Below are 23,089 nucleotides of genomic sequence, written 5' to 3'. Positions count from 1 at the left end.
ACAGAAGCGAGATGCCCGCGCCCACCCGCCCCAGCGCCAGCGCGAGCAGCGCGATCATCGCCATGGTCCCGGCACGGATGACGCTCGGCTCGGGCGTCACGAGCACGACGAAGCCACCGAGTGCCGCGGCAGCGAGCCCGATCCGCGCACCGCGGGAGGCACCACACAACGCCGCCGCGCCGAACGCGATGCCGACCACGAGTGCGCAGTTCGCGCCGCTGACCGCCGTGAGGTGGCTCAGCGACGTCGCCTTCATCTGTGCGTCGAGCTCATCCGTCACCGCCCGTGTGTCGCCGACGGCAAGGCCCGGAAGCAGCATCGAGCCTGGCGCGGGGAGGGCCGTCGCCCGCTCGACGAACACGTCGCGCAGCGACGCGGCCGCGTCGAGCGGCCCGAACGGCCCGCGGATGACGTCCACCCCGCGCGCGAAGACGACCAGCGCCGCACGGTCTCCCCCGTCTCCCGCCTGGGCCGTGCCGCTCACGATCACGGCCGAGCCGAGGTCCAGCCGCTGCCCCTCGACCGCCTCTGCCGACACGCTGACCGTGACCGGCACTGTGCCGACGAGCTCCTGCTCCCCACGACTCAGGCGCTGTGCCTCGCCGTCGAACCACAGCGCCTCGCCGTGCAGCTCGACCTTCGACGTCACGTCGACGCTGAGCTCCACGGAGCGGCCACCGGTGACCGCGAACTCGACCGCCGCACTGCGCGCGGGCAGAGCGGCGGCCACGTGGGTGGCGACCGCTCCGGAGGCCGCGCACGCGAGCAGCACGACGGCGGCAAGGGTGCGCCGCCGCGCCGGGAGCCACCGCCACACGGCGAGGCCGGCGACCGTCATCACCCAGGCGGCGACCGCCACGGGAGCGGCCGCCGGCGGCGCGAGCACGACCAGGAGGGCGGTCGCCCACGCGGCGATCGCGATCGGCAGCAGCCGCAGATCGGCCGAGCGAAGCAGCTCCTCCTGCTCGACCGGCGCGTCCTGCACGACGGGCGCGACGAACGTCATCCGACCCTCACGTGGGGGCGCAGCGACTCGAGCATCTTCTCGCCGATGCCCGGCACCGCGAGAAGATCCTCGACCGCGGCGAACCGTCCGTTCGCGTCCCGCCACTCGATGATGCGCTGGGCCAGAGCCGGGCCGATCCGGGGCAGCTCCTCCAGTGCGGCGGAGTCGGCGGTGTTCAGGTCGATGAGGGCCTCGCCGCCGGCTCCTCCGCCCGCCGCCGCGGCAGGCGGAGGGGCGGCCCCCTGCTCGGGCACCACGAGCTGCTCGCCGTCGGCCACGACGCGCGCGAGGTTCACGGAGGTGCGGTCGGCCTTCTCCCCGAAGCCGCCGGCGGACGCGATCGCGTCGACCACGCGCGATCCTGCGGGCAGGACGTACAGCCCCGGCGCGCGCACCTGCCCGTCGACGTGCACGTATACACGTCCCGCGGCCACGGTCGCTCCGGGAGTCGCGGTGGCGGCCGCCACCCGCTCGGTGGGCGTCGTGGCACCGCGCCACACGCCGATACCGATCGTGACCGCCAGCGCGCCGAGCACGAGCAGTACGACCGCACCGAGGCCGAGCCTCACCCGGCGCGGCGGCGCCGCGATCTCCGGGATCGGCTCGGCACGTGTCCCCTCGCCGCCCGCCACATCGCCAGGCTATAAAGAGCCAGGACGCGCGAAGCGGGCCTTTCCCGCAATCGTGGAAGGCCTAGGGTGCCGACCTCCTGGGGACGAGTCACCCGGTCGCTTCGACTCGCTTCGCTCGCTCAGCAACCGTCACTGGACGCGGCCACCGGCCTGTCCCCGAGCTGCCGGAATCAGACGGCAACTCGGGGACAACAGCCACAGGAATTACTTCGTCGAGAAGCTGACGACCTTCGGCGCGCGCACGATCGCCCGCACGATCTCGCGGTCGCCGAGGGCACGCAGCACGCGCTCGTCGGCGCGCGCGAGGCGCTCGAGCTCCTCGGTGTCGATCTTCGCCGACACCTCGAGCGTCGCCCGCACCTTGCCGTCGATCTGCACGACCGCGGTCACCGACTCCTCCACGAGCAGCGCGGGGTCGGCGCTGCGCCACGTCACGTGGCCGACCGAGGCCTCGTAGCCGAGCAGCTCCCACATCTCCTCGGCCGTGTGCGGCGCGAACAGGTCGAGGATCATCGCGGTCGCCTCGACCGCCTCGCGCACGGCGGGATCGGCCGGACCCGCGGCGCCGTCCACGGCCTTGCGGATCGCGTTGACGAGCTCCATCAGGCGCGCGACGACCACGTTGAACTTGGTCTGCTCGATGAGCACCGGGGCTTCGGCGAGCAGGCGGTGCGTGACGCGACGCAGGCCCGCGTCGCCCTCGGCCCAGACGACATCCGTCGCGCTCGTGACCTCCTGCGCCAGGCGCAGGGCGCGGGCGAGGAACTTCTGGGCGCCCGTGGTCGAGACGTCCTTCCAGTCCTTGTCGTCTTCCACGGGGCCGGCGAACGCCAGAGCCACGCGCAGCACATCGGCGCTGTGCTGCGCCAGCTCCTCCTCGAACAGCACGAGGTTGCCCTTCGACTTCGACATCTTCGCGCCGTCGAGGATCACCATGCCCTGGTTGATCAGGCTCGAGAACGGCTCGGTGAAGTCGACCTGGCCCATGTCGAACAGGACCTTGGTGATGAAGCGCGCGTAGAGCAGGTGCAGGATGGCGTGCTCCACGCCGCCGATGTACGAGTCGACGGGCGCCCAGCGGTCGGCGTCCTTCGGGTCGAAGGCGCGCTCGGCGTTGCCGGGAGACAGGAAGCGCAGGAAGTACCACGAGCTGTCGACGAACGTGTCCATCGTGTCGGGGTCGCGCAGCGCGGGCTCGCCGGTGCGGGGATCCGTCGTCTCCACCCAGCCGGTCGCGGCGCCCAGCGGCGACTGCCCCTTGGGCTTCAGGTCGAGCCCGGCGGCGTCCGGCAGGCGCACCGGCAGCTGGTCGGCCGGAACCGGCACGATCTCGCCGTCCTGCGTGTGGATCATCGGGATCGGGGTACCCCAGAAGCGCTGGCGCGAGATCAGCCAGTCGCGGAGGCGATACTGCTTTGCCGCGCGGCCGGTGCCGGCCGCCTCGAGCTGCTCGATCACGCGCGCGATCGCGTTGCGCTTGGACAGTCCGTCCAGCGATCCGGAGTTGATCATCCGCCCCTCGCCGGTCAGCGCCTCACCCGTGTGGCGGGGGTCGACGCCGCTCAGCTGCGGGTCGATCGGCACGCCGTCCTCGTCGAGCTCGATGACCGGGATGGCGCCGGTGATCGGCGCCGTCGTGTCGACGACGACCCGGATGGGCAGGTCGAACGTGCGGGCGAAGTCGAGGTCGCGCTGGTCGTGCGCGGGAACGGCCATGACCGCGCCGTGGCCGTAGTCGGCCAGCACGTAGTCGGCCGCCCAGATCGGCAGGCGCTCGCCGTTGACGGGGTTGATCGCGTAGCGCTCGAGGAACACGCCAGTCTTCGGCTTGTCGGTCGCCTGGCGCTCGATGTCGGTCTGCTTCTGCGTCTGCTCCAGGTAGTCCTGGAAGCGCATCCGCGCCTCGGGCGACGCGCCGGAGACCAGCTCGGCGGCGAGGTCGCTGTCCGGGGCGACGACCATGAACGTCGCGCCGTACAGGGTGTCGGGACGCGTGGAGAAGACCGTGACCTTCTCGGCGCGGCCCTCGATCTCGAAGTCGATGTCGGCTCCAACCGAGCGGCCGATCCAGTTGCGCTGCATCTGCAGCACCTTGTGGGGCCAGCGGCCCTCGAGCTGGTTCAGGTCGTCGAGCAGGCGGTCGGCGTACTCGGTGATGCGGAAGTACCACTGCGTGAGCTTCTTCTTCACGACGGTCGTGCCGCAGCGCTCGCAGGCGCCGTCGACGACCTGCTCGTTCGCCAGCACGGTCTGGTCCTTGGGGCACCAGTTGACCGGGCTCTCCTTGCGGTACGCGAGGCCGCGCTCGTGCAGCTGCTGGAACAGCCACTGGTTCCAGCGGTAGTAGTCCTCGTCGCTGGTGTGGAGCACCCGGCTCCAGTCGAACGAGACGCCGTACGCCTTCAGGCTCTCGCGCTGCTGCGCGATGTTCGCGTAGGTCCACTCGCGCGGGTCGGCGCCGCGCTGGATCGCCGCGTTCTCCGCCGGCAGGCCGAACGAGTCCCAGCCGATGGGCTGCAGCACGTTGTAGCCGCGATGACGCCAGAAGCGCGCGACGATGTCGCTGTACAGATAGTTCTCCGCGTGACCCATGTGCAGATCGCCGGACGGGTACGGGAACATCGGCAGCACGTACTTGCGCGGACGGGTGTCCTCGTCGGAGCCCGCGAGGAACGTGTCGTTCTCGGCCCAGTACGCCTGCCACTTCGCGTGCAGGGCGTGGAGGTCGAACGCGCCGTCGGCGGGAGCGTTCGCTGCGGGGGCGGGAGAGATCTGCGACACGGGTGGGACAGCCAATCGATCGAGCGTGCGCGCCCCGATTCGGGCGCGTCGGTGCGAGATTCCAGGTTAGCGCCCGACGCCCCCGCCTATGCTCTACGCGTGGACGACGCTCTCCGGTGGCTGCTGGACCTGGTGGAGTCCGTGGATCCGGTGCTGCGCACCACCCTGGCGGGCATCGCGATGCTGCTGGAGACCAGTGTGCTGGTGGGGCTGATCGTCCCCGGCGACACCGTCGTCATCGTCGCGGCGACCGGCGTGACGAGCCTGCTCGACGGCGTGATCCTCGCGCTCGTGGTCATCTCCGGGTCTCTTGCGGGCGAGTCGATCGGCTTCGCCCTCGGACGCTGGCTCGGCCCGCACATCCGCACGTCCTGGGTCGGACGCAGGATCGGCGAACGCAACTGGGTTCGGGCGGAGCGATACGTCCAACGTCGCGGCGGGATCGCCATCTTTCTGTCCCGGTTCCTGCCCGTGATGCACTCGCTCGTGCCCCTCACCGTCGGCATGAGCACCTACCCGTTCCGCCGCTTCATCCTCTGGACGCTGCCCGCCTGCGTGATCTGGGCGACGCTCTATGTCTCGATCTCCGCCGGCGCGGCGCAGTCGTACCGCACGCTCTCCGAGACCGCGCACTGGGCCGCGTACATCTTCGTCGGCGCCATCCTGCTGCTCGTCGTCGGCGTCTTCGTGGCGAAGAAGGTCATCGCACGCGTGGAGCGGCGCCACCTCGACGACTGACGGGCACCTCCACCCGCGGACACGAGCGGTGCTCGTGGAAGACTGGTGGCGATGCCCTCCACCTCGCCTCGCGACAGGATCCACTGGATCGCCCGGATCGAGCGCCGCGTGCATGCGTGGCGAGAACGACGCGCCCGTCGGCACGGCCGCAAGCCCACGGTGCTCGTGTTCCCCGGCTACGGCGGCGAGGGATGGGTTCGCGTCCTCGGTCGCGTCCTGATCGTGCCGCCGACGAAGCGCACGAAGTCGGGCGAGCTGGCCAGCGTGCGCGGCTGGCGCAGCTTCCTCGGGATCCCGGTGGGCTACTCCACTGTGCGCATCACGATCGGCGACGAGACGCACGAGGTCGTCGCCGACCGCGGCGGGGTGATCGACGCGCGCATCGAGGCGAAGCTCGAACCCGGCTGGCAGCTGGTGCGGATGGCCGTCGAGGACGGCGAGCCCGGCGAGTCGCTGGTGCAGATCGTCGCGCCCGGAATGCGTCACGGCGTCGTCAGCGACGTCGACGACACCGTGATGGTCACGGCGCTCCCCCGACCGCTGCTCGCCGCGTGGAACTCGTTCGTGCTCGACGAGCACGCCCGCCAGCCGGTGCCGGGGATGGCGGTGCTGCTCGGCCGCCTCACGCGCCAGCAGCAGGGGCTGCCGATGGTCTACCTGTCGACGGGCGCCTGGAACGTCGCCCCGACGCTGACCCGCTTCCTCAACCGCCATCTCTTCCCCGCCGGGTCACTGCTGCTGACCGACTGGGGCCCGACGCACGACCGCTGGTTCCGCAGCGGCAGCGATCACAAGGCGACCAACCTGCGCCGCCTCGCCGAGGAGTTCCCGGATGTGCGGTGGCTGCTGATCGGCGACGACGGTCAGCACGACGACGCCATCTACACGGCCTTCGCGAGCGAGTACCCGCAGTCGGTCGCGGGAGTGGCCATCCGCCGCCTGTCCCCCGCCGAGGCGGTGCTGGCCGGTGGTCGCACGGCCGTCAACGACCACTCCGGCGCCTCGATCCCGTGGGTCACCGCCGACGACGGCGCGGGCCTCGCGGAGCGCCTCGAGGCCGTCGGCCTCCTCGACCCGGAGAGCTGAACTCCCGCGATATCGGTGGTCGGCGTGCGCCGGCGAGCCTATGAGGCCGCACGGATCATCCGGATCTCACGGACTCCGTCGTCGACCTCTGACCGGCCGTCAGGTGTGAAGCCGTGCCTCCGGTAGAAGGCCTGCGCCCGCGGGTTTGGGTCCGCAACCCACAGGAAGGCGCCCTCCGTCGGCGCCAAGACCGCCTCGAGGAGCGGACCGCCCACGCCCGAGCCGTGCTCGGCGGCGAGGAGGTAGATCAGGTAGAGCTGGCGCGCCTGGGGCGCATCGTCGCCCTCCGGCGGGCCCGCCAGCGCGATCCCTACGACCGCTCCATCGCGGTCCGCGACGGCCGCGCGCTGGCCCGATCCGCCGATCCTCGTCAGCACGTTCGTCCACATCCGCTCGCGACGCTCGACCGCGTCGGGGGCGTCGAGCACCTCGTCGCGCATCAGCCCGCGGTATGTCTCCTGCCAGGCCAGCGCGTGCACGCGCGCCATAGCCCGCGCGTCCTCTGGCCGGGCGGCCCGCACCACGACTGCTGGGGTCATGGCACGACGGTAGCGACCCGAAACGACTCACCGCAGCCGAAACGACGGACGGGATCGGCGATCCGGTGCGTCGCTGCGGTCTTCTTGTGTCGTTTCGGGCCACTGGCAAGCGGCGCAGCCCACACGCTCGCCCCTCGGCCCGGGGCCAGACGGATGTCGGCGGCACGGCATAGCCTGGCGGCATGTGCGGTCGATTCGTCGTGGCGAAGGTCGGGAACGAGCTCGTGGGCGAGCTGCGGGTGGATCTGCAGGCGGATGAGCTGCCACCGCCCTCGTACAACGTCGCCCCGACCGATCGGGTCGCGATCGTGCTCGATTCGGCGAAGACCGAGCCGCCGACCCGCCGGCTCGAGGTCGCGCGCTGGGGACTCGTCCCGTCCTGGGCGAAGGACCTCTCGATCGGCGCCCGCGCGTTCAACGCGCGCTCCGAGGAACTGGAAGAGAAGCGGATGTTCCAGAACGCGCTGCAGAAGCGGCGCGCGATCATCCCCTCCTCGGGCTACTACGAGTGGCAGCAGCAGGCGGACGGCAAGGTGCCGCACTTCATCCACCCCGCCGACGGATCGCCGCTGCTGTTCGCCGGCCTGTACGAGTGGTGGAAGGACCCGTCGAAGGGCGACGACGACCCGGCCCGCTGGGTGCTGAGCTTCACGATCCTCACCCGCGAGGCGATCGGCGAGCTCGGCTCCATCCACGGCCGCATGCCCGTCTTCCTCGACGTCGACCACGCCGATGCCTGGCTCGATCCGACGATCGACTACCCGCGCGATGTGCTGGACGCCGCGGTCGACGCCGCGCCCTACGTCGCGGAGACGCTGACGTTCCACCCTGTGGCGAAGGACGTCGGCAACGTGCGGAACAACTCCCCCGCGCTGATTGAGCCGCTCGACGCCGCCTGAGCCGAGACGCCCAGGCGCCCGCGCGATAATCGAACCCATGACTGCCGATCGCGTTCCCGCCGAAGCCCGCGCCCACATCGAGGACCTCGCGGCCTTCGTGACGGCCTCCCCGTCCTCGTACCACGCGGCCGCGGAGATCGCCCGCCGCGCCGAGGAGGCCGGGTACACGCGGATCGACGAGGTCGACGCGTGGGACATCGTGCCCGGCGGGCGCTACGTCGTGGTGCGCGACGGCTCGGCCGTGGTGTTCGCGCTGCCGGAGGCCGCCGCCGCGACCACGCCCTTCACCATCATCGGGGCGCACACCGACTCCCCCGGTTTCAAGCTCAAGCCGAAGCCGACCACGCACGGGCCCGGCGGATGGTGGCAGCTCGGCGTGGAGGTCTACGGCGGCCCGCTCCTGAACTCGTGGCTCGACCGCGAGCTCGAGCTCGCCGGTCGTCTCGTCACGCTCGAGGGCGACGAGCACCTCGTCCGCACGGGGTCGCTGCTGCGCATCCCGCAGCTCGCGATCCACCTCGACCGCGGCGTCAACAACGGCCTCGAGCTCGACAAGCAGCGTCACACGCAGCCCGTGTGGGGCCTCGGCGACGCCGAGAGCGCCGACATCCTGCACGCCCTGGCGGCACGTGCGGGCGTCGAGGCCTCGCAGATCGGTGGCTACGACATCGTGGTCGCCGACACGCAGGAGCCGCGCACCTTCGGCCACGCCCAGGAGCTGTTCGCATCGGGCCGGCTCGACAACCTGCTGTCGGCGCACGCGGCGCTGGTGGCCCAGCTGCAGACCGAACCGCGCGAGGCGATCACGATGTACGCCGCGTTCGACCACGAGGAGATCGGCAGCGCCTCGCGCTCCGGCGCGGCCGGCCCGTTCCTCGAGGATGTGCTGCTGCGGATCTCGGCGGCGCTCGGCGCCGGCGCCGACGAGCGCGCGCAGGCGTTCGCCGCGTCGCTTCACGTCTCCAGTGACGTCGGTCACGCGGTGCACCCGAACTACCCCGACCGGCACGACCCGGCGAACCACCCCGTCGCGGGCGGCGGGCCGATCCTGAAGATCAACGCCAGCCAGCGCTACGCGACCGACGCGCACGGCGCGGCCGCGTGGAACGCGGCATGCGAGGCGGCCGGCGTGCCGATGCAGGAGTTCGTGTCGAACAACGCCGTGCCGTGCGGCTCGACGATCGGCCCCATCACCGCGACCCGCCTGGGCATCCGCACCGTCGACGTCGGCGTGCCGATCCTGTCGATGCACTCCGCCAGGGAGCTGACCGCGGTCGTCGACCCGTGGTACCTGTCGCGCGCGATGCGCGCCGTCCTCGAACGGTGACATGACGCCGACCGCCGCGCCCGCCGTCACGCGCCTCGCGCGCGATGAGTGGCGTGCGCGCGCGGAGGCGCACCAGCAGAGGGCCGACGAGCTGACCGCGGCGCACCGCGCCCGGTCGGCCCGCGGCGAGAAGCACCCCGTGTGGGACTTCCTCTTCACCTACTACTCGTACAAGCCCGCGACGCTTCGCCGCTGGCATCCCGGCCCCGACGTCGAACTCGCGGGCGCCGCGGACGACGAGCGTGCCGGCTGGCGTTGGTACGTGCAGGGCACGGAGCCGGGATCCCTCACCGTCGACCGCCACGGATTCGGCCGCGACAAGGCGTCGCTGGCGCGGCTGATCGAGATCATGCTCCGCCGGCCCGCGGAACGCGCGGGGCGGTTCGACTGCTTCGGGCTTCACGAGTGGGCGATGGTCTACCGGCAGCATGAGCACCGGCATCCGGTTCCCCTGCGCCTCGGCCAGGATGCGACGGACGCGGTCGTCGACACGCACGAGCTCAAGTGCACCCACTACGACGCGTTCCGCTTCTTCACACCCGACGCCGTGCCGCGCAACCAGCAGGCGCCGACGCGTGAGACGCAGCCCGAGCTCGACCAGCCGGGCTGCCTTCATGCGGGGATGGACGTCTACAAGTGGGCCGTCAAACTCGGCCCACTCGTTCCCGGCGAGCTGCTGCTCGACGCATTCGAGCTGGCGAGGGACATCCGGCTGCTGGACATGGAGGCCGCGCCGTATGACCTCGCCGACTGGGGCGTCACACCGGCGCGGATCGAGACGCCGGAGGGGAAGGCCGAGTACGTGCGTCGGCAGCGGGCGTTCGCGGAGCGGGGAAACGACCTGCGCCGGCGGATCCTCGACGCGTGGCGGCCGGACGATCAGCGCCGCACGAGCGCTTCGATCGCCCACGCCCCGGCGACGCCGGCGGCGTAGAGCAGCAGGTCCTGAGGGGCGAACACCGTGCCGAAGACGAGCATCAGCGGCGTGAAGGCCGCGCCCCATACCTCGGGCAGCCCCGTGAGCTGGAACAGCTCGACAGCCGCGCACCAGCCGAAGGCTGCGGCCGCGACGATCCAGGACGCCGCGCGCGGCAGGATGAACACCCCGAGCAGGTAGATCAGCGCCGCGTACAGCGCGTCGCCGGCCGCGTCCGAGGCGAAGCCGTCGGGCGCGAACGCGTGGACGGCGAGCCCCGCGGCCACGACCAGCGCTCCCGCGACGGCAACCGCGACACGCCTCGGCGCCGACCGCACGCGGGCAGAACTGCCCGGTTCTGTCGCCATACCCACGGCGCGACTCTAGACGAGGCGTGTGATCCGCGGCCGAATGCCCGTCAGCGCCGCAAGTCCCGCCGGCCACAGCCAGGTGAACGGTCGCGAAACACGATCGAGACGTCGATGTAATGGTCGGGTACGCGACGGAGAAGTAGGTTGGCGGATATGCGTCGGCTGTGAGCCGACGCGATCTGCATTCCGAGAAAGGTGCACAGCGCATGTCCCATCACGCACGACGACGCGGCCTGATCGCAGTCGCGGGGATCGCCATCGCGACCCTCGCCCTCAGTGCCTGCGCGCAGAGCCAGCGCGGCGAGGACGGCGGCGGTGACGGCGGCGACGATGCCGCGGTCGACTCGACCTTCACGTTCGCCTCCTCGTCCGACCCCGCCGGTCTGGATCCGGCGTTCGCCAGCGACGGCGAGACCTTCCGCATCGCCCGCCAGATCTTCGAGGGCCTCGTCGGCGTCGAGCCGGGCACGGCCGACCCCGCCCCGCTGCTCGCCGAAGAGTGGACGCAGAACGACGAGGGCACCTCGTTCACCTTCACGCTGAAGGAGGGCGTGAAGTTCCACGACGGCACCGACTTCAACGCCGAGGCGGTGTGCGCGAACTTCGACCGCTGGTACAACTGGACCGGCGTCGCGGCGACCGAGAGCCTCTCGTACTACTACAACAGCCTGTTCGGCAGCCCGGACTCGTCGGACAACCCGCTCTACGAGTCCTGCAGCGCCGACGACGAGCTCAGCGCGACGGTCAACCTGACGCGCCCGTGGTCGGGCTTCATCGCCGCACTGTCGCTGCCCGCCTTCTCGATGCAGAGCCCCACCGCGCTCGAGGAGTTCGGCGCCGACGAGGTCGGCGGCACCGAGGACGCGCCCGTCTACAGCGAGTACGCCGAGGGGCACCCTGTGGGCACCGGTCCGTTCACGTTCGACTCGTGGTCGCCCGGCGACCAGGTCGTCCTCACGGCGAACGAGGACTACTGGGGCGAGCAGGGTCAGGTCCAGGAGGTCGTCTTCCGCGTGATCGACGACCCGACGGCCCGCCGTCAGGCGCTCGAGTCGGGCTCGATCGACGGCTACGACCTCGTCGCCCCCGCCGACACCGCCGCGCTGGAGGAGAAGGGCTTCACGATCACCCAGCGTGACCCGTTCACGATCCTCTACCTCGGCTTCAACCACGCGACGCCGGAGCTGCAGGATCCGCTGGTGCGCCAGGCGCTCTCGTACGCGATCGACAAGGACGCGCTCGTCCAGCAGGTGCTGCCCGAGGGAACCGAGGTCGCGACGCAGTTCATTCCGCCGGTCGTCAACGGCTGGAACGATTCGGTCACGACGTACGAGTACGACCCCGAGAAGGCGAAGCAGCTGCTGGCGGAGGCCGGCCATGAGGACCTCACGCTCACGTTCAACTACCCCGTGAACGTGTCGCGCCCCTACATGCCGAACCCCGACCAGATCTTCGCGGCCCTCGCCGCGCAGCTGGAGGAGGTCGGCATCACGGTCGAGCCGGTCGAGAACGAGTGGGTCGACTACCTCGACCTGATCCAGGGCAGCGAGAACCACGGCATCCACCTGCTCGGGTGGACGGGCGATTACAACGACACCGACAACTTCCTCGGCGTCTTCTTCGGCCGCCAGTCGATGGAGTGGGGCTTCGACAACCCCGAGCTGTTCACGGCCCTCGAGGAGGCGCGCCAGATCCCGAGCCCGGAGGAGGCGACGGCGACGTACCAGGAGATCAACGAGATGGTCGCCGAGTTCATCCCCGGCATCCCGCTCGCTCACCCGGCACCGTCGCTCGCGTTCGCCCCGCGCGTCACGTCGTACCCGGCGAGCCCGGTGAACGACGAGGTGTTCAACATGATCGAGCTCAGCGAGTGACGCTCGGCGAGTAGGACACGTTCGACAGACGACTGCCGCGGGGTCGGCTCTCCGGCCCCGCGGCAGTCGCTCGCCGCCCCACATCCCGCAGGAGCACCGTGCTACGCACCATCGGCAAGAGGATCTTGCTCGTCATCCCCACCCTGTTCGGCCTGACAATCCTGCTGTTCGCCTGGGTGCGCGCGCTTCCCGGAGGGCCCGCCGCGGCCCTGCTCGGCGAACGCGCGACACCCGAGGCGATCGAGCGCATCAACGCGGCATACGGCTTCGACCGCCCGATCGTCGTGCAGTACTTCACCTGGCTCGGCCGCCTCATCCAGGGCGACTTCGGAGCGTCCATCAGCTCGCGCCGCCCCGTGCTCGAGGAGTTCGCGAACCGCTTCCCCGCAACCGTCGAGCTGTCGATCGCGGCGCTGCTGATCGCCGTCGCGATCGGCATCCCCATCGGGTACTGGGCCGCCAAGCACTACGGCAAGGCTGCCGACCATGTCTCGGTGGCCGCCAGTCTCGTCGGCATCACCATCCCGGTCTTCTTCCTCGCGTACATCCTGAAGTACGTCTTCGCCGTACAGCTCGGATGGCTGCCGTCGGACGGCAGGCAGGACAACATCGACGCGACCCACATCACCGGCTTCTACGTGCTCGACGGTCTCATGACCGGCGAGCTGGATGCCGCGTGGAACGCGATCCTCCACCTGATCCTTCCCGCGATGGCGCTGTCGACGATCCCGCTCGCGATCATCGTCCGGATCACGCGTGCATCCGTCCTCGAGGTGATGAACGCCGACTACGTCCGCACGGGCCGCGCGAAGGGGCTTCCCCCACAGCAGATCCGTGACCGGTTCGTGCTGCGCAACGCGATGCTGCCGGTGGTCACCACCATCGGCCTGCAGGCGGGCCTGCTCATCGCCGGCGCCGTCCTGACCGAGACGGTGTTCGCCTTCCACGGGATCGGCGAGTTCCTCGCGACGGCGATCTTCCAGCGCGACTTCCCGGTGCTGCAGGGCTTCGTCCTGTTCATCGCCATCGCCTACGCCGCGATCAACCTGCTCGTCGACATCTCCTACAGCCTGATCGATCCGAGAGTGAGGGTTCAGTGAGCGCTCCGGTCATTCCCCCCACCGGCGGCCTCGGCGGCGACGCCACCGCCGTCGACCACGCCGCACTCGAGGCGCGACGCACGGGCGGCTTCTGGCACGACGTGTTCCGTCGCCTGCGCCGAAACCCGACGGCCTGGATCGGCGCCGCCATCGTGCTGCTGTTCATCCTCGTGGCCGCCGCTGCACCGCTGCTGGCACCGTACGGCGACCTCAGCTCGCCCGGACGCGAGCACATCCGCCCGACGGCGCTGCCCGGGATCGGCACGCTGCCGGAGTTCCCGCTCGGGATCGACCGGTTCGGCGGGGATGTGCTCTCGAAGCTGATCTGGGGCGCGCAGGCGTCCCTCGTGATCGGCGTCGTCTCCACCCTGTTCGGACTGATCGGCGGAATGGTGCTCGGGGCGCTCGCGGGGGCGTTCGGCGGCTGGGTCGACAACGTCGTGATGCGCGTCGTCGACATCCTGCTGTCGGTGCCGAACCTGCTGCTGGCGGTCTCGATCGCCGCGGTGCTGGGACGCACCCAGCTCGCCGTGATGATCGCGATCGGCGTGGCGCAGATCCCGATCTTCGCGCGACTGCTGCGCTCGTCGATGCTGCAGCAGCGCGAGACCGACTACGTCCTCGCCGCCGGCACGCTGGGCCTCGGGCGCGGGCGGATCACCCTGACGCACGTGCTTCCCAACTCGGTCGGCCCGGTCATCGTGCAGGGAACCCTGACGCTCGCCACCGCCGTGATCGACGCTGCCGCGCTGTCGTTCCTCGGCCTCGGCGGCGGGCGCCCCGAGACGGCAGAGTGGGGGCGCATGCTCACGTACGCGCAGGCGGAGCTCTCGATCGCCCCGCACCTGGCGTTCCTGCCGGGCATCTGCATCATGATCACCGCGCTGGGTTTCACGCTGCTCGGCGAGGCGCTGCGCGGTGCGATGGACCCGCGGACGCGCGCACGCTGATCCCACAACGAGAAGAGGCCGGTCCCCCGTGGAAGGGTGACCGGCCTCTTCTGCGTGCGACTCAGCTCGCGATCTCGAGCTCGTTTCCCGGGATCGACGCGAGCAGATTGCGCGTGTACGGGTCGCGCGGATTCGTGAAGATCTCCTCGCTGGTCGCCGCCTCGACGAGCTTGCCGTTCTTCATCACGCACACGTAGTCGCTGATCAGCCGGACGACGGCGAGGTCGTGTGAGATGAACAGGTAGCTGAGCCCGTACTCGCGCTGCAGATCGCCGAGCAGCCGCAGGATCTGGTCCTGCACGAGCACGTCGAGCGCCGAGACCGGCTCGTCGCACACGACCACGTCGGGCGAGAGGGCGAGTGCGCGGGCGATGGCGACGCGCTGGCGCTGACCTCCCGAGAGCTCCGACGGGTAACGGCGGGCCATTTCGGATGGAAGGGCGACCTGGTCGAGCAGCTCGCGCACCCGCTTCTGACGCTCGATCCGCGATCCGCGCCCGTAGAACGCGAGCGGCTCCTCGATGATGCGCTCGATCGTGAACATCGGATTGAGCGACGAGTACGGGTCCTGGAAGACCGGCTGCACCTTCTGCCGGAAGTCGCGCTGCTCGGCGCGGCTCAGGGAGAAGATGTCCTTCCCTTCGAAACGGACCGTGCCCGACGTCGGCTCGATCGCCTTGAGCAGCATCCGCGCGGTGGTGGTCTTGCCCGATCCCGACTCGCCGACGACCGAGACCGTCGTGCCCCGCGGGATCGCGAGAGATACATCGTCCACCGCGAGGAACGGCTCGCGCTGCCCGCGGATGCGGTACTCCTTGGTGACGCCCTCGAACTCGACGATATGGTCGGGCGCGGGCGCCGACGCGACCGGAGCCAGACGCTCGCTCGTCGTGGCGCGGAAGTCCTCGGGGCGCAGGCGCGCGATCGCGACCGACGGCGCGGCCTTCACCAGCGACTGGGTGTAGGGGTGCTGCGGGTCCTCGAGGATCTGGCGGGCCGGGCCCTGCTCGACCACACGACCACGGTGCATGACGACGACGTGCTTGGCCCGCTCGGCGGCGAGGCCGAGGTCGTGCGTGATCATCAGCACGGCCGTGCCGAGCTCGCGCGTCATCGAGTCGAGCTGGTCGAGGATCGTGCGCTGGACGGTCACGTCGAGGGCGCTGGTGGGCTCGTCGGCGATCAGCAGGCGGGGGCGACAGGCGAGACCGATCGCGATCAGCGCGCGCTGGCGCATGCCCCCGGAGAACTCGTGGGGGTACTGCTTCGCCCGGCGGGCGGCGTCGGGAAGCCCCGCGGCCGCGAGCGTCTCGACGACCTTGGCGTCGACGTTCCGCCGGTTGGCGAGCCCGTGCGCGAGCAGCGTCTCGGCGACCTGCGTGCCGATCTTCGACACCGGGTTCAAGTTCGACATCGGGTCCTGCGGCACGAGTCCGATGTGCCGGCCGCGCACCTCGCGCAGCGCTGCCTCGTCGGCCCCGACGAGTTCCTGCCCGTCGAAGCGGATGCTGCCCGCCGACACGCGCCCGTTGCCCGGCAAGAGACCGATGATCGACATCGCGGTCGTCGACTTGCCGGATCCCGACTCGCCGACGATGGCGAGCGTCTCCCCGGCCCCGAGCGTCAGGCTCGCCTCGTGCACCGCGGTGACCGGTCCGTCCTGGGTCGAGAAGTCGACCTTCAGACCCGAGATCTCGAGCAGCGGCGGGAGCGTCTCTGGATGCCTCATCCCCCCATCCTGCCCTCGACAGGCCGCATCCGGGTATCGCCATCCCCGGCAGTAACGAGCCTGTAACAGCGGCACCGTGAGTGCGGCAGGATCGACGCATGGCCTCCGACCCGCTGATCGACGTCGCGTGGGAGCTGCACGACCTGCCGCCCGCGCGGTTCACCGCCGAGCGCAATGCCCGCGCGAAGGCGGTGAAGGGCGAGGATCCGGCGCTCGCGAAGCGGATCGCCGAGCTGCGACGCCCGTCCGCGCCGGCGTGGATCATCGGGCAGCTCGTGCGGCACCGCGCGGAGCGGCTCACCCAGGTGCTCGAGCTCGGCGCCGAGCTGCGCGAGGCCCAGGAGGATCTGGATGCAGCCACGCTGGCGCAGCTCACGAAGGACCGCCGTGCGCTGACGGCCGCGCTCGCGCGCGAGGGCGCCGACCTGGCCGCCCGCCAGGACGTCAACGCCCCGTCGTCGGTGCTCGACGAGGTGTCGCAGACCCTCCAGGCGGCCATGGCCGACGCGGGCGCGGCCGAGGCGGTCACGTCGGGGCGGCTGATCCGGTCGCTCGAGGCGGTGGGCTTCGATCCCGTCGACCTGGCCGACGCGGTGGCGGGGCCCGCGCCCGACGGCTCCGTCGCCCCGCAGCGGGCGAAGGCGGCGCCGGACGAGCTCGCCGCTCGGCGCGCGCGCCGGGAGGCCGAGCGCGCGATCCGCGACGCGGAGGCCGCGCACCAGCGCGCCGAGCGCGACCTGGCTGCCGCGCGCCGCACGGCTGCAGACGCGCGGCAGCGCCAGGACGAGCTCACCAGCCGCCGAGAGCAGCTGCGCGCTGAGCTTCGCCGGCTCGACGACGATCTGCGCGACGCCGAGACCGCGACCGAGCAGGCGACCGCCCGCGAGCAGGAGGCCGAAGCGGCCCAGGCCACCACGGGCGCGGCACTGGAGCGCGCCCGCTCCGCGCTCGAGCCCTGACCGAACGGCTCAGTCGAACGGCGCCGGATCCCACCGACATCGAGCGGCCGCCGCCGCACCGCCGCCGCAGATCGGCGAAGATGGTCTCATGACCTCCGCCCCCTACGGCCTGCTCCTCGACGTCGACGGTCCGCTCGCGAGCACGGTCACCCGGTCCATCCGGATCCCGTCGATCGCCGATGACCTCGTCGCCATCGCGAACTCCGGGTGCCCGGTCGTGTTCAACACGGGGCGCTCCGACGCCTTCCTCGCCGAGCAGGTCATCCCCGAGCTCGTCCGCGCCGGCCTCGCCGCCGACGCCCCCGTGTGGGGAATCGGCGAGAAGGGGGCCTCCTGGTTCACCGTGACGAACGGCCGGATCGGAGCGGTGCAGGTGGACGAGACCATCGCCGTCCCGGCGGATCTCGTCGCCGCCTGCCGCGCGATCGTCGAGCAGCACCGCGACCTGATGTTCTGGGACGCCACCAAGCGCACGATGGTGTCGCTCGAGCAGAACCTCGACGTCGAGAACGCCGACTTCCTCGGGCGCCGCGCGCAGGTCACGGCCGAGCTCGACGCCGCGATCGCATCCCTCGGCCTCGCGGATCGCTTCTACACGGTGCCCACGGTGATCTCGATCGACCTCGAGCACCGAACCGCGGGCAAGGCCCTCGGGGCCGAGCGCGCCGTGCGCCTCGTGGGCGAGCGGATGGAGGTCCCCCGCCGGTGGTTCACTGCCGGCGACTCCCACGGCGACTACGACATGGCCGCCTGGCTGCACGACGCCGGCTACGACGCGACGCACCTGGACGTGCGCCCCTCGGGCGACCAGCCGGAGACCGCGTTCACGGTGCTGCGGGAGATCCCGACCTTCGCCGAGGGTCACGCGGAGGACGACATCACCGCCTCGTACCTCACACGCTGGCGCGCGGAGCTGGCCGTCTAGACTCGGGCGTCATGACGGCGATGCGGCTACCTCTCCCCCGCCTGCGCGGGCTGCTCGAGCTCTCCCGCGTCGTCCTCGCCCTCCGCACGGCCGTCGCGGCGGCGATCGCCTGGTATCTGGCCCCGCTCGTCCCGTTCGCCGAGGCGGAGTACTCCTACTACGCCCCACTCGGGGTGCTGGTGAGCATGTATCCGACGCTCGCCCGCTCGGCGCGATCCGGGGCGCAGGCGCTCCTCGGCCTCGCGCTCGGCATCGCGCTGGGCATCGGCGGCATCGCGCTCACCTGGCTCGGCGCGCCCGGCATCATCGCCCTCGCCCTCGTCGTCGGCGTCGGCGTGTGGCTCGGCGGCATCGAGCAGCTCGACGCCGGCCGGGACTGGATCGCCATGGCGGGGCTCTTCGTCCTGCTTCTGGGAGGGCCGACGCCGGACGACTTCTCGATCTCCTACCTCGTCACGATGGCCTTCGGCGTGATCGTCGGGCTCGTCGCCAATCTCCTCTTCCCGCCGCTGTACCTCCAGCAGGCGTCCGCGCGACTGTCGTCGCTGCGCGACGCGGCCGCCGCCCACCTGCACGACATGGCGGATGCGGTGGAGGCGGATCAGCTCGAGAAGGAGCACCTGCACAGGATCGTCCGCGAGCTGCGTGAGACGGAGACGCAGGTCGCCGCCGCCGTCGAGGACGCGGATGAGAGCAGCCGCGCGAACCCTCGCGCGCGCGGGCGAGGCCAGGACCGCGAGCTGAACCGGCAGCGCCTGGAGGCGCTCGAGAGGACGACGTTCTCCATCCGCGAGCTCGCGGACGCCCTCGAGCGGGCGCACGACCGTCCGGCCGGGCCGGAGCCCGCGCAGGACCTGCTCGCCGAGGCCATACATCGCGTCGCCGATCTGGTGGCGCAGGCGCCGCGCAGCGACGCGGGTGCCGAACAGCTGACCGCCGCCGAGCGGGCGCTCGAGCGCTACACCTCCGCGATCGACGACGCCGCGGGCGGCGCGGAGCGCGTGGCCGTGCCGTCGGGCGTGGCCGAGGAGATCACCGCCGCCGTGTGCCTGCGTCGCATCGTCGATGCGTCGCGTCCGCTCGTCTGAGTCCGCTCAGCCGACGGCCACGGGAGCCACGACACGCTCGACGCCGGCGTAGACGTTCATCGTCTCGCCGCGCAGGAACCCCACCAGGGTCAGGCCCTGCTCGACCGCCAGCTCGACCGCGAGCGAGGACGGCGCGGATACGGCCGAGAGCACGGGGATGCCGGCCATGACCGCCTTCTGCGCGAGCTCGAAGCTCGCCCGGCCCGACACCATCAGCACGTGACCGCGAAGCGGCAGGCGGTCGTTCAGAACTGCCCATCCGACGACCTTGTCGACCGCGTTGTGCCGGCCGACGTCCTCGCGCAGCACGACCAGTTCACCCGTCTCGGCGTCGAACAGTCCCGCCGCGTGCAGGCCGCCGGTCTTGTCGAACACGTCCTGGTGGGCGCGCAGCGCATCCGGCAGCCCCGCGAGCGTCTCGGCCGTGACGCGCACGTCATCCTCGGCGACGTCGTAGGCCGACACGGCCTTCACCGCATCGATGCTCGCCTTCCCGCACATCCCGCACGAGCTCGTCGTGTAGAAGTTGCGCGCGAGGTCGGTGCTCGGCGGCTCCACGCCCGGCGCGAGGGCCACATCCAGCACGTTGTACGTGTTCTCCATGCCGCCGGTCCCGGGACCGCCGCAGTGGATGGCGGAGCGGAAGTCGGATCCGGTACGCACGACCCCCTCGGACACGAGGAATCCCGCGGCGAGCTCGACGTCGTGCCCCGGGGTGCGCATCGTCACGGCGAGCGGCTCCCCCACAACGCGGATCTCGAGCGGCTCCTCGACCGCCAGCGTGTCCGCCCGGCGAGTCGTCGCGCCGTGCAGCGCGATCCGCACGACGGGACGTCGCTGTGTGATGCGTCCCATGCCGTCCTCCTATCGCCTCTCGAGCCGCACGACCACGGCCTTCGACGTCGGCGTGCCACTCACATCCGCCGTCGAGTCGAGCGGCACCAGGACGTTCGTCTCGGGATAGTACGCGGCGGCGTTCCGGCGCGGCGTGTCGTACGGGACGAGACGGAACTCCTCCGCGCGCCGCTCCTCGAACCCCGCCGGACCGTTCCATTCGGACACGAGATCGACCACGTCGCCCTCCGCGAACCCGAGCTCCCGGATGTCGGCCGGGTTGATCAGCACGACCCGGCGGCCGTCGTGGATCCCCCGGTAGCGGTCGTCCTTGCCGTAGATCGTGGTGTTGTACTGGTCGTGCGAGCGGAGGGTCTGCAGCAGCAGACGGCCCTCCGGGATGACGGGGTACTCCAGCGGGTTGGCTGTGAAGTTCGCCTTCCCGTTCGCGGTGGCGAACCGCCGCTCGTCGCGCGGCCCATTCGGCAGGAAGAACGTGCGTCCCTTGTCGATCCGGGCGTCGTAGTCCTCGAACCCCGGGATCACGCGCGAGATGTGGCCGCGGATGGCGGAGTAGTCGCTCTCGAGGCCGCGCCAGTCGGCGCGGGGGGCGCCCGGGCGGTCGGCGAAGACGAGCTCACACAGCCGGGTCAGGATCGCCACCTCGCTGAGCAGGTCTTCCGCCGGCGGGGCGAGCCGGCCGCGTGAGCCGTGGACGGCGCCCATCGAGTCCTCCACGGTGACACGCTGCTCGACGCCACCCCGGCGGTCGCGGTCGGTGCGTCCGAGCGTCGGCAGGATGATCGCCCGGCGGCCGTGGACGACGTGCGAGCGGTTGAGCTTCGTGGAGACCTGCACCGTGAGCCCCACATTGCTCATTCCCTGCTCGACGACCCGGGTGTCGGGGGTGGCGCTGACGAAGTTGCCGCCCATCCCCATGAACACGCGCACCCGGCCATCGCGCATCGCGCGGATCGCCTCGACGGTGTCATAGCCGTGCTTGCGCGGCGCGGTGAACCCGAACTCGCGGTCGAGTGCCGCGAGGAACGCCTCGGCGGGCTTCTCGTAGATGCCGACGGTGCGGTCGCCCTGCACGTTCGAATGCCCGCGCACGGGGCACACCCCCGCGCCGGGGCGCCCGATGTTGCCCTGCAGAAGAAGGACGTTCACGATCTCGCGCAGGGTCGGCACCGAGTGCTTGTGCTGGGTCAGTCCCATCGCCCAGCACACGATCGTCGCCTCCGACCGACGCACGATCTCGGCGATCTCGCGCAGCCGATCCGCCGTCAGCCCTGTCGCCTCCTCGAGCGGCTCCCACGGCAGCGCGGCGACATGCGCGGCGTACTCGGCGAAGCCGGCCGTGTGGCCGTCGATGAAGTCGTGATCGAGCACGCCGCCCTCTTGGGCTTCCCGCTCCAGCAGGTGCTTGCCGATCGCCTGGAAGAGCGCCTGGTCGCCGCCGAGGCGGATCTGCACGAAGTCATCGGCGAGCTTCGTGCCGCCCAGCAGCACTCCCTTCGGCGTCTGCGGGTTCTTGAAGTTGAACAGGCCCGCCTCCGGCAACGGGTTCACCGCGATGATCGTCGCGCCCTTCTCCTTCGCCTTCTCGAGCGCGCTCAGCATCCGCGGATGATTCGTGCCGGGGTTCTGGCCGGCGACGATCAGCAGGTCGGCCTCGTGGATGTCGGTGATCGAGACGGTGCCCTTACCGATGCCGATCGTCTGGTTGAGTGCCGAGCCGCTCGATTCGTGGCACATGTTCGAGCAGTCGGGCAGGTTGTTCGTGCCCAGTCCGCGCACCAGCAGCTGGTACAGGAACGCGGCCTCGTTCGACGTGCGCCCCGAGGTGTAGAAGACCGCCTGATCCGGGTCGTCGAGCCCGCGCAGCGCCCCGGCGATCTCCTCGAGCGCCGCGTCCCAGCCGATGGGGCGGTAATGGGTGCCGCCCTCCTCGAGCAGCATCGGCGTGGTGAGGCGCCCCTGCTGACCGAGCCAGTAGTCGTCGTGCTCGCGCAGCTCGGCGATGCTGTGCCGGGCGAAGAAGTCGGGGCCGACCCGTCGCACGGTGGCCTCCTCGGCCACCGCCTTCGCGCCGTTCTCGCAGAACTCCGCGGCGTGGCGGTGGTCCTCCTCCGGCCAGGCGCATCCCGGGCAGTCGAAGCCGCTCTTCTGATTCACCCGGAGCAGGGTCTGCGCGCTGCGCAGAACGCCCATCTGCTCGATCGAGATCTTCAGCGCGTGCATCACGGCCGGCACGCCGACCGCCGACCGTTCGCGTTCGCCGATGCGCAGCTTGGACTCGTCGATGTCCTCGGTGGGGGGCTTCGTCGCCATCGTCCCTCCTTCGTCTCGTGCCAGGCTACGCCGGGCGGAGGCCAGTGGGGTCCAGCACGCCGCGTACTAGGAGGACGGCGTGACGGTGACGCCCTCGGACGGCTGCACGATCACGAAGCCGTAGCCCGCGAACGCGACCTGCACGGCCTCCCCCGATCCGCGGCCGATCAGCGCGCCGGCCTTGAACGACGTCTTCAGCGTCGTCTGCAGGGACGCCGACCAAGCGACGACGGCGTTGGTGTCGGCGTACGTCGGGGCCTCGGCGGCGTTGAGCACAACGGGCGGCCCGGCCGTCGTGACGGCGACCCATCCGGTTCCCCGCAGCGTCGTGTTGAACAGGCCGCCGGTCATGATCCCCGCGCCCTGCACCCGCTCGATGTTCCACTGCAGGCTCTCCGAGAACGCCAGCACGTTGCGGCCGTTGATCGAGATGCCGGAGTCCTCGAGGTGAAGGATGTGCACCTCGGCCTCCTCGTTGGCGAGGAAGACGTCACCCCGGCCCGAGACCCGCATCAGCGAGAGCCCTTCACCGGTCACCTGCGACTTGAGGAAGCGACCCACGCCGCCGCCCTGGTACGCGAAGTCGACCTCGCCCTGGTAGGCCACCATCGCGCCCTGGCGGGCGAGGAACGCCTCGCCCAGGCCGACGCGCAGCATCTTCAGGTTCTGCTTGGTGGGGCCGAGGCCCGACACCTCGGCGTGCGACCCGGAGATGAGGTCGCCCGTGATGCCGGCGTCGCCGCGGCCGATGCCCTGCCCCGCTGCACTGGACTGCGCCGCCTGCGGAGCGAAGGCCGCCGGCGGGGCCTCCTCCTGCGCCTGCGACCCGCCGCCGACGGCGTGCGGCTCCTCCTGCGCGGGGGTCAGCGGCGCACTCGAGACCACGCCTCCGGTCGAGACGTGCTCCGTCCACGTCGTGCCGTCCCACCAGCGCAGTTCGGCGCGCCCCGTCGGATCCGGAAACCAGCCTGCATCCATGTGCGGTCCCTCCCTCTCACGGG

20 protein-coding genes are annotated in these 23,089 nt (G+C 71.1%); 11 read left to right on the top strand and 9 right to left on the bottom strand.

Annotated features, from left to right (window positions below; all coding sequences use genetic code 11):
• The 3 genes from IR155_RS01115 to leuS all read right to left on the bottom strand — a co-directional run.
• Positions 1–1,006 (bottom strand): ComEC/Rec2 family competence protein (locus IR155_RS01115; protein WP_194210266.1); only part of this gene is annotated, 1,006 nt, incomplete at its 3' end.
• Entirely contained in the window at positions 1,003–1,638 is a 636-nt protein-coding gene (locus IR155_RS01110; RefSeq protein ID WP_233441052.1) for a helix-hairpin-helix domain-containing protein, read from the bottom strand. The genes IR155_RS01110 and IR155_RS01115, both read right to left, overlap by 4 nt.
• A 204-nt stretch (positions 1,639–1,842) precedes the next feature.
• On the bottom strand, positions 1,843–4,410 hold the full coding sequence (gene leuS / locus IR155_RS01105; RefSeq protein WP_135112329.1) for a leucine--tRNA ligase: 2,568 nt from the start codon (positions 4,408–4,410) through the stop codon (positions 1,843–1,845).
• 108 nt (positions 4,411–4,518) lie between these two features.
• Here leuS and IR155_RS01100 point away from each other — a divergent pair, with 108 nt between their 5' ends.
• Both IR155_RS01100 and IR155_RS01095 read left to right on the top strand, forming a co-directional pair.
• Positions 4,519–5,157, top strand: coding sequence for a DedA family protein (locus IR155_RS01100; protein WP_135112276.1), 639 nt, complete (start codon positions 4,519–4,521; stop codon positions 5,155–5,157).
• 51 nt (positions 5,158–5,208) lie between these two features.
• Entirely contained in the window at positions 5,209–6,243 is a 1,035-nt protein-coding gene (locus IR155_RS01095) for an App1 family protein (RefSeq protein ID WP_135112274.1), read from the top strand.
• Positions 6,244–6,281: 38 nt separating this feature from the next.
• On the opposite strand, the gene IR155_RS01090 is transcribed toward IR155_RS01095, so the two are convergent.
• Positions 6,282–6,782: a GNAT family N-acetyltransferase gene (locus tag IR155_RS01090; protein WP_167760679.1), complete on the bottom strand. Its 501-nt coding sequence runs from the start codon at positions 6,780–6,782 to the stop codon at positions 6,282–6,284.
• A 182-nt stretch (positions 6,783–6,964) separates the two neighbouring features.
• On the opposite strand from IR155_RS01090, the gene IR155_RS01085 reads away from it, so the two are divergent.
• From IR155_RS01085 to IR155_RS01075, 3 genes are read left to right on the top strand one after another with little or no spacing between them, the layout of a single operon-like run.
• The gene (locus IR155_RS01085; protein WP_135112272.1) at positions 6,965–7,681 is read left to right on the top strand and encodes an SOS response-associated peptidase; all 717 of its coding nucleotides are present in this window, start codon (positions 6,965–6,967) and stop codon (positions 7,679–7,681) included.
• Positions 7,682–7,718: 37 nt separating this feature from the next.
• Entirely contained in the window at positions 7,719–9,008 is a 1,290-nt protein-coding gene (locus tag IR155_RS01080) for a M18 family aminopeptidase (RefSeq protein ID WP_135112270.1), read from the top strand.
• Between the two features lies 1 nt (position 9,009).
• Positions 9,010–9,942, top strand: coding sequence for a 3-methyladenine DNA glycosylase (locus IR155_RS01075; protein WP_135112268.1), 933 nt, complete (start codon positions 9,010–9,012; stop codon positions 9,940–9,942).
• Here the strand turns inward: IR155_RS01075 and IR155_RS01070 are convergent.
• Positions 9,888–10,292, bottom strand: a complete 405-nt coding sequence (locus tag IR155_RS01070; RefSeq protein ID WP_135112325.1) for a ribosomal maturation YjgA family protein — start codon at positions 10,290–10,292, stop codon at positions 9,888–9,890. The two genes, IR155_RS01075 and IR155_RS01070, sit on opposite strands and share 55 nt — an antisense overlap.
• Before the next feature lie 209 nt (positions 10,293–10,501).
• On the opposite strand from IR155_RS01070, the gene IR155_RS01065 reads away from it, so the two are divergent.
• From IR155_RS01065 to IR155_RS01055, 3 genes are all read left to right on the top strand, one after another.
• Positions 10,502–12,169, top strand: a complete 1,668-nt coding sequence (locus tag IR155_RS01065; RefSeq protein WP_135112266.1) for an ABC transporter substrate-binding protein — start codon at positions 10,502–10,504, stop codon at positions 12,167–12,169.
• 98 nt (positions 12,170–12,267) lie between these two features.
• Complete coding sequence (locus IR155_RS01060) at positions 12,268–13,269, top strand: ABC transporter permease (protein WP_135112264.1); 1,002 nt, start codon at positions 12,268–12,270, stop codon at positions 13,267–13,269.
• Positions 13,266–14,219: an ABC transporter permease gene (locus IR155_RS01055; RefSeq protein WP_135112262.1), complete on the top strand. Its 954-nt coding sequence runs from the start codon at positions 13,266–13,268 to the stop codon at positions 14,217–14,219. The genes IR155_RS01060 and IR155_RS01055 overlap by 4 nt, the downstream gene beginning before the upstream one ends.
• 61 nt (positions 14,220–14,280) lie before the next feature.
• Here the strand turns inward: IR155_RS01055 and IR155_RS01050 are convergent, their stop codons facing one another.
• Positions 14,281–15,948: an ABC transporter ATP-binding protein gene (locus tag IR155_RS01050; protein ID WP_135112261.1), complete on the bottom strand. Its 1,668-nt coding sequence runs from the start codon at positions 15,946–15,948 to the stop codon at positions 14,281–14,283.
• Between the two features lie 98 nt (positions 15,949–16,046).
• Here IR155_RS01050 and IR155_RS01045 point away from each other — a divergent pair, with 98 nt between their 5' ends.
• The 3 genes from IR155_RS01045 (at position 16,047) to IR155_RS01035 (ending at position 18,920) form a co-directional block, all read left to right on the top strand.
• Positions 16,047–16,907 carry a transposase gene (locus tag IR155_RS01045; protein ID WP_135112259.1) on the top strand — a complete coding sequence of 287 codons (861 nt, stop codon included), beginning with the start codon at positions 16,047–16,049 and terminating at the stop codon, positions 16,905–16,907.
• Between the two features lie 88 nt (positions 16,908–16,995).
• Entirely contained in the window at positions 16,996–17,832 is an 837-nt protein-coding gene (locus tag IR155_RS01040; protein ID WP_135112257.1) for a hypothetical protein, read from the top strand.
• Between the two features lie 11 nt (positions 17,833–17,843).
• On the top strand, positions 17,844–18,920 hold the full coding sequence (locus IR155_RS01035) for an aromatic acid exporter family protein (RefSeq protein ID WP_167760678.1): 1,077 nt from the start codon (positions 17,844–17,846) through the stop codon (positions 18,918–18,920).
• 6 nt (positions 18,921–18,926) lie between these two features.
• Here IR155_RS01035 and fdhD read toward each other — a convergent pair whose 3' ends face one another.
• The 3 genes from fdhD to IR155_RS01020 form a co-directional block, all read right to left on the bottom strand.
• Positions 18,927–19,775 (bottom strand): formate dehydrogenase accessory sulfurtransferase FdhD, encoded by an 849-nt coding sequence (gene fdhD / locus IR155_RS01030; protein ID WP_135112253.1) that lies wholly within the window; start codon positions 19,773–19,775, stop codon positions 18,927–18,929.
• 9 nt (positions 19,776–19,784) lie between these two features.
• Positions 19,785–22,088 (bottom strand): FdhF/YdeP family oxidoreductase, encoded by a 2,304-nt coding sequence (locus IR155_RS01025; protein ID WP_135112251.1) that lies wholly within the window; start codon positions 22,086–22,088, stop codon positions 19,785–19,787.
• Positions 22,089–22,154: 66 nt separating this feature from the next.
• Positions 22,155–23,066: an AIM24 family protein gene (locus tag IR155_RS01020; RefSeq protein ID WP_135112249.1), complete on the bottom strand. Its 912-nt coding sequence runs from the start codon at positions 23,064–23,066 to the stop codon at positions 22,155–22,157.
• Positions 23,067–23,089: the final 23 nt, after the last annotated feature.

The sequence above is a fragment of the Microbacterium paludicola genome (assembly GCF_015235415.1).
Lineage (GTDB): Bacteria > Actinomycetota > Actinomycetes > Actinomycetales > Microbacteriaceae > Microbacterium > Microbacterium paludicola.
Note: the sequence above shows the minus strand (reverse complement) of the source record. Positions and strands in the feature narration are given on the sequence as shown.

Coding starts and splice junctions, on each gene's coding strand:
- fdhD (WP_135112253.1), bottom strand. CDS start 19,775: ATGGGACGCATCACACAGCGACGTCCCGTCGTGCGGATCGCGCTGCAC.
- IR155_RS01090 (WP_167760679.1), bottom strand. CDS start 6,782: ATGACCCCAGCAGTCGTGGTGCGGGCCGCCCGGCCAGAGGACGCGCGG.
- IR155_RS01050 (WP_135112261.1), bottom strand. CDS start 15,948: ATGAGGCATCCAGAGACGCTCCCGCCGCTGCTCGAGATCTCGGGTCTG.
- IR155_RS01025 (WP_135112251.1), bottom strand. CDS start 22,088: ATGGCGACGAAGCCCCCCACCGAGGACATCGACGAGTCCAAGCTGCGC.
- IR155_RS01085 (WP_135112272.1), top strand. CDS start 6,965: ATGTGCGGTCGATTCGTCGTGGCGAAGGTCGGGAACGAGCTCGTGGGC.
- IR155_RS01065 (WP_135112266.1), top strand. CDS start 10,502: ATGTCCCATCACGCACGACGACGCGGCCTGATCGCAGTCGCGGGGATC.
- IR155_RS01070 (WP_135112325.1), bottom strand. CDS start 10,292: ATGGCGACAGAACCGGGCAGTTCTGCCCGCGTGCGGTCGGCGCCGAGG.
- IR155_RS01095 (WP_135112274.1), top strand. CDS start 5,209: ATGCCCTCCACCTCGCCTCGCGACAGGATCCACTGGATCGCCCGGATC.
- IR155_RS01035 (WP_167760678.1), top strand. CDS start 17,844: ATGACGGCGATGCGGCTACCTCTCCCCCGCCTGCGCGGGCTGCTCGAG.
- IR155_RS01020 (WP_135112249.1), bottom strand. CDS start 23,066: ATGGATGCAGGCTGGTTTCCGGATCCGACGGGGCGCGCCGAACTGCGC.
- IR155_RS01075 (WP_135112268.1), top strand. CDS start 9,010: ATGACGCCGACCGCCGCGCCCGCCGTCACGCGCCTCGCGCGCGATGAG.
- IR155_RS01040 (WP_135112257.1), top strand. CDS start 16,996: ATGACCTCCGCCCCCTACGGCCTGCTCCTCGACGTCGACGGTCCGCTC.
- IR155_RS01080 (WP_135112270.1), top strand. CDS start 7,719: ATGACTGCCGATCGCGTTCCCGCCGAAGCCCGCGCCCACATCGAGGAC.
- IR155_RS01045 (WP_135112259.1), top strand. CDS start 16,047: ATGGCCTCCGACCCGCTGATCGACGTCGCGTGGGAGCTGCACGACCTG.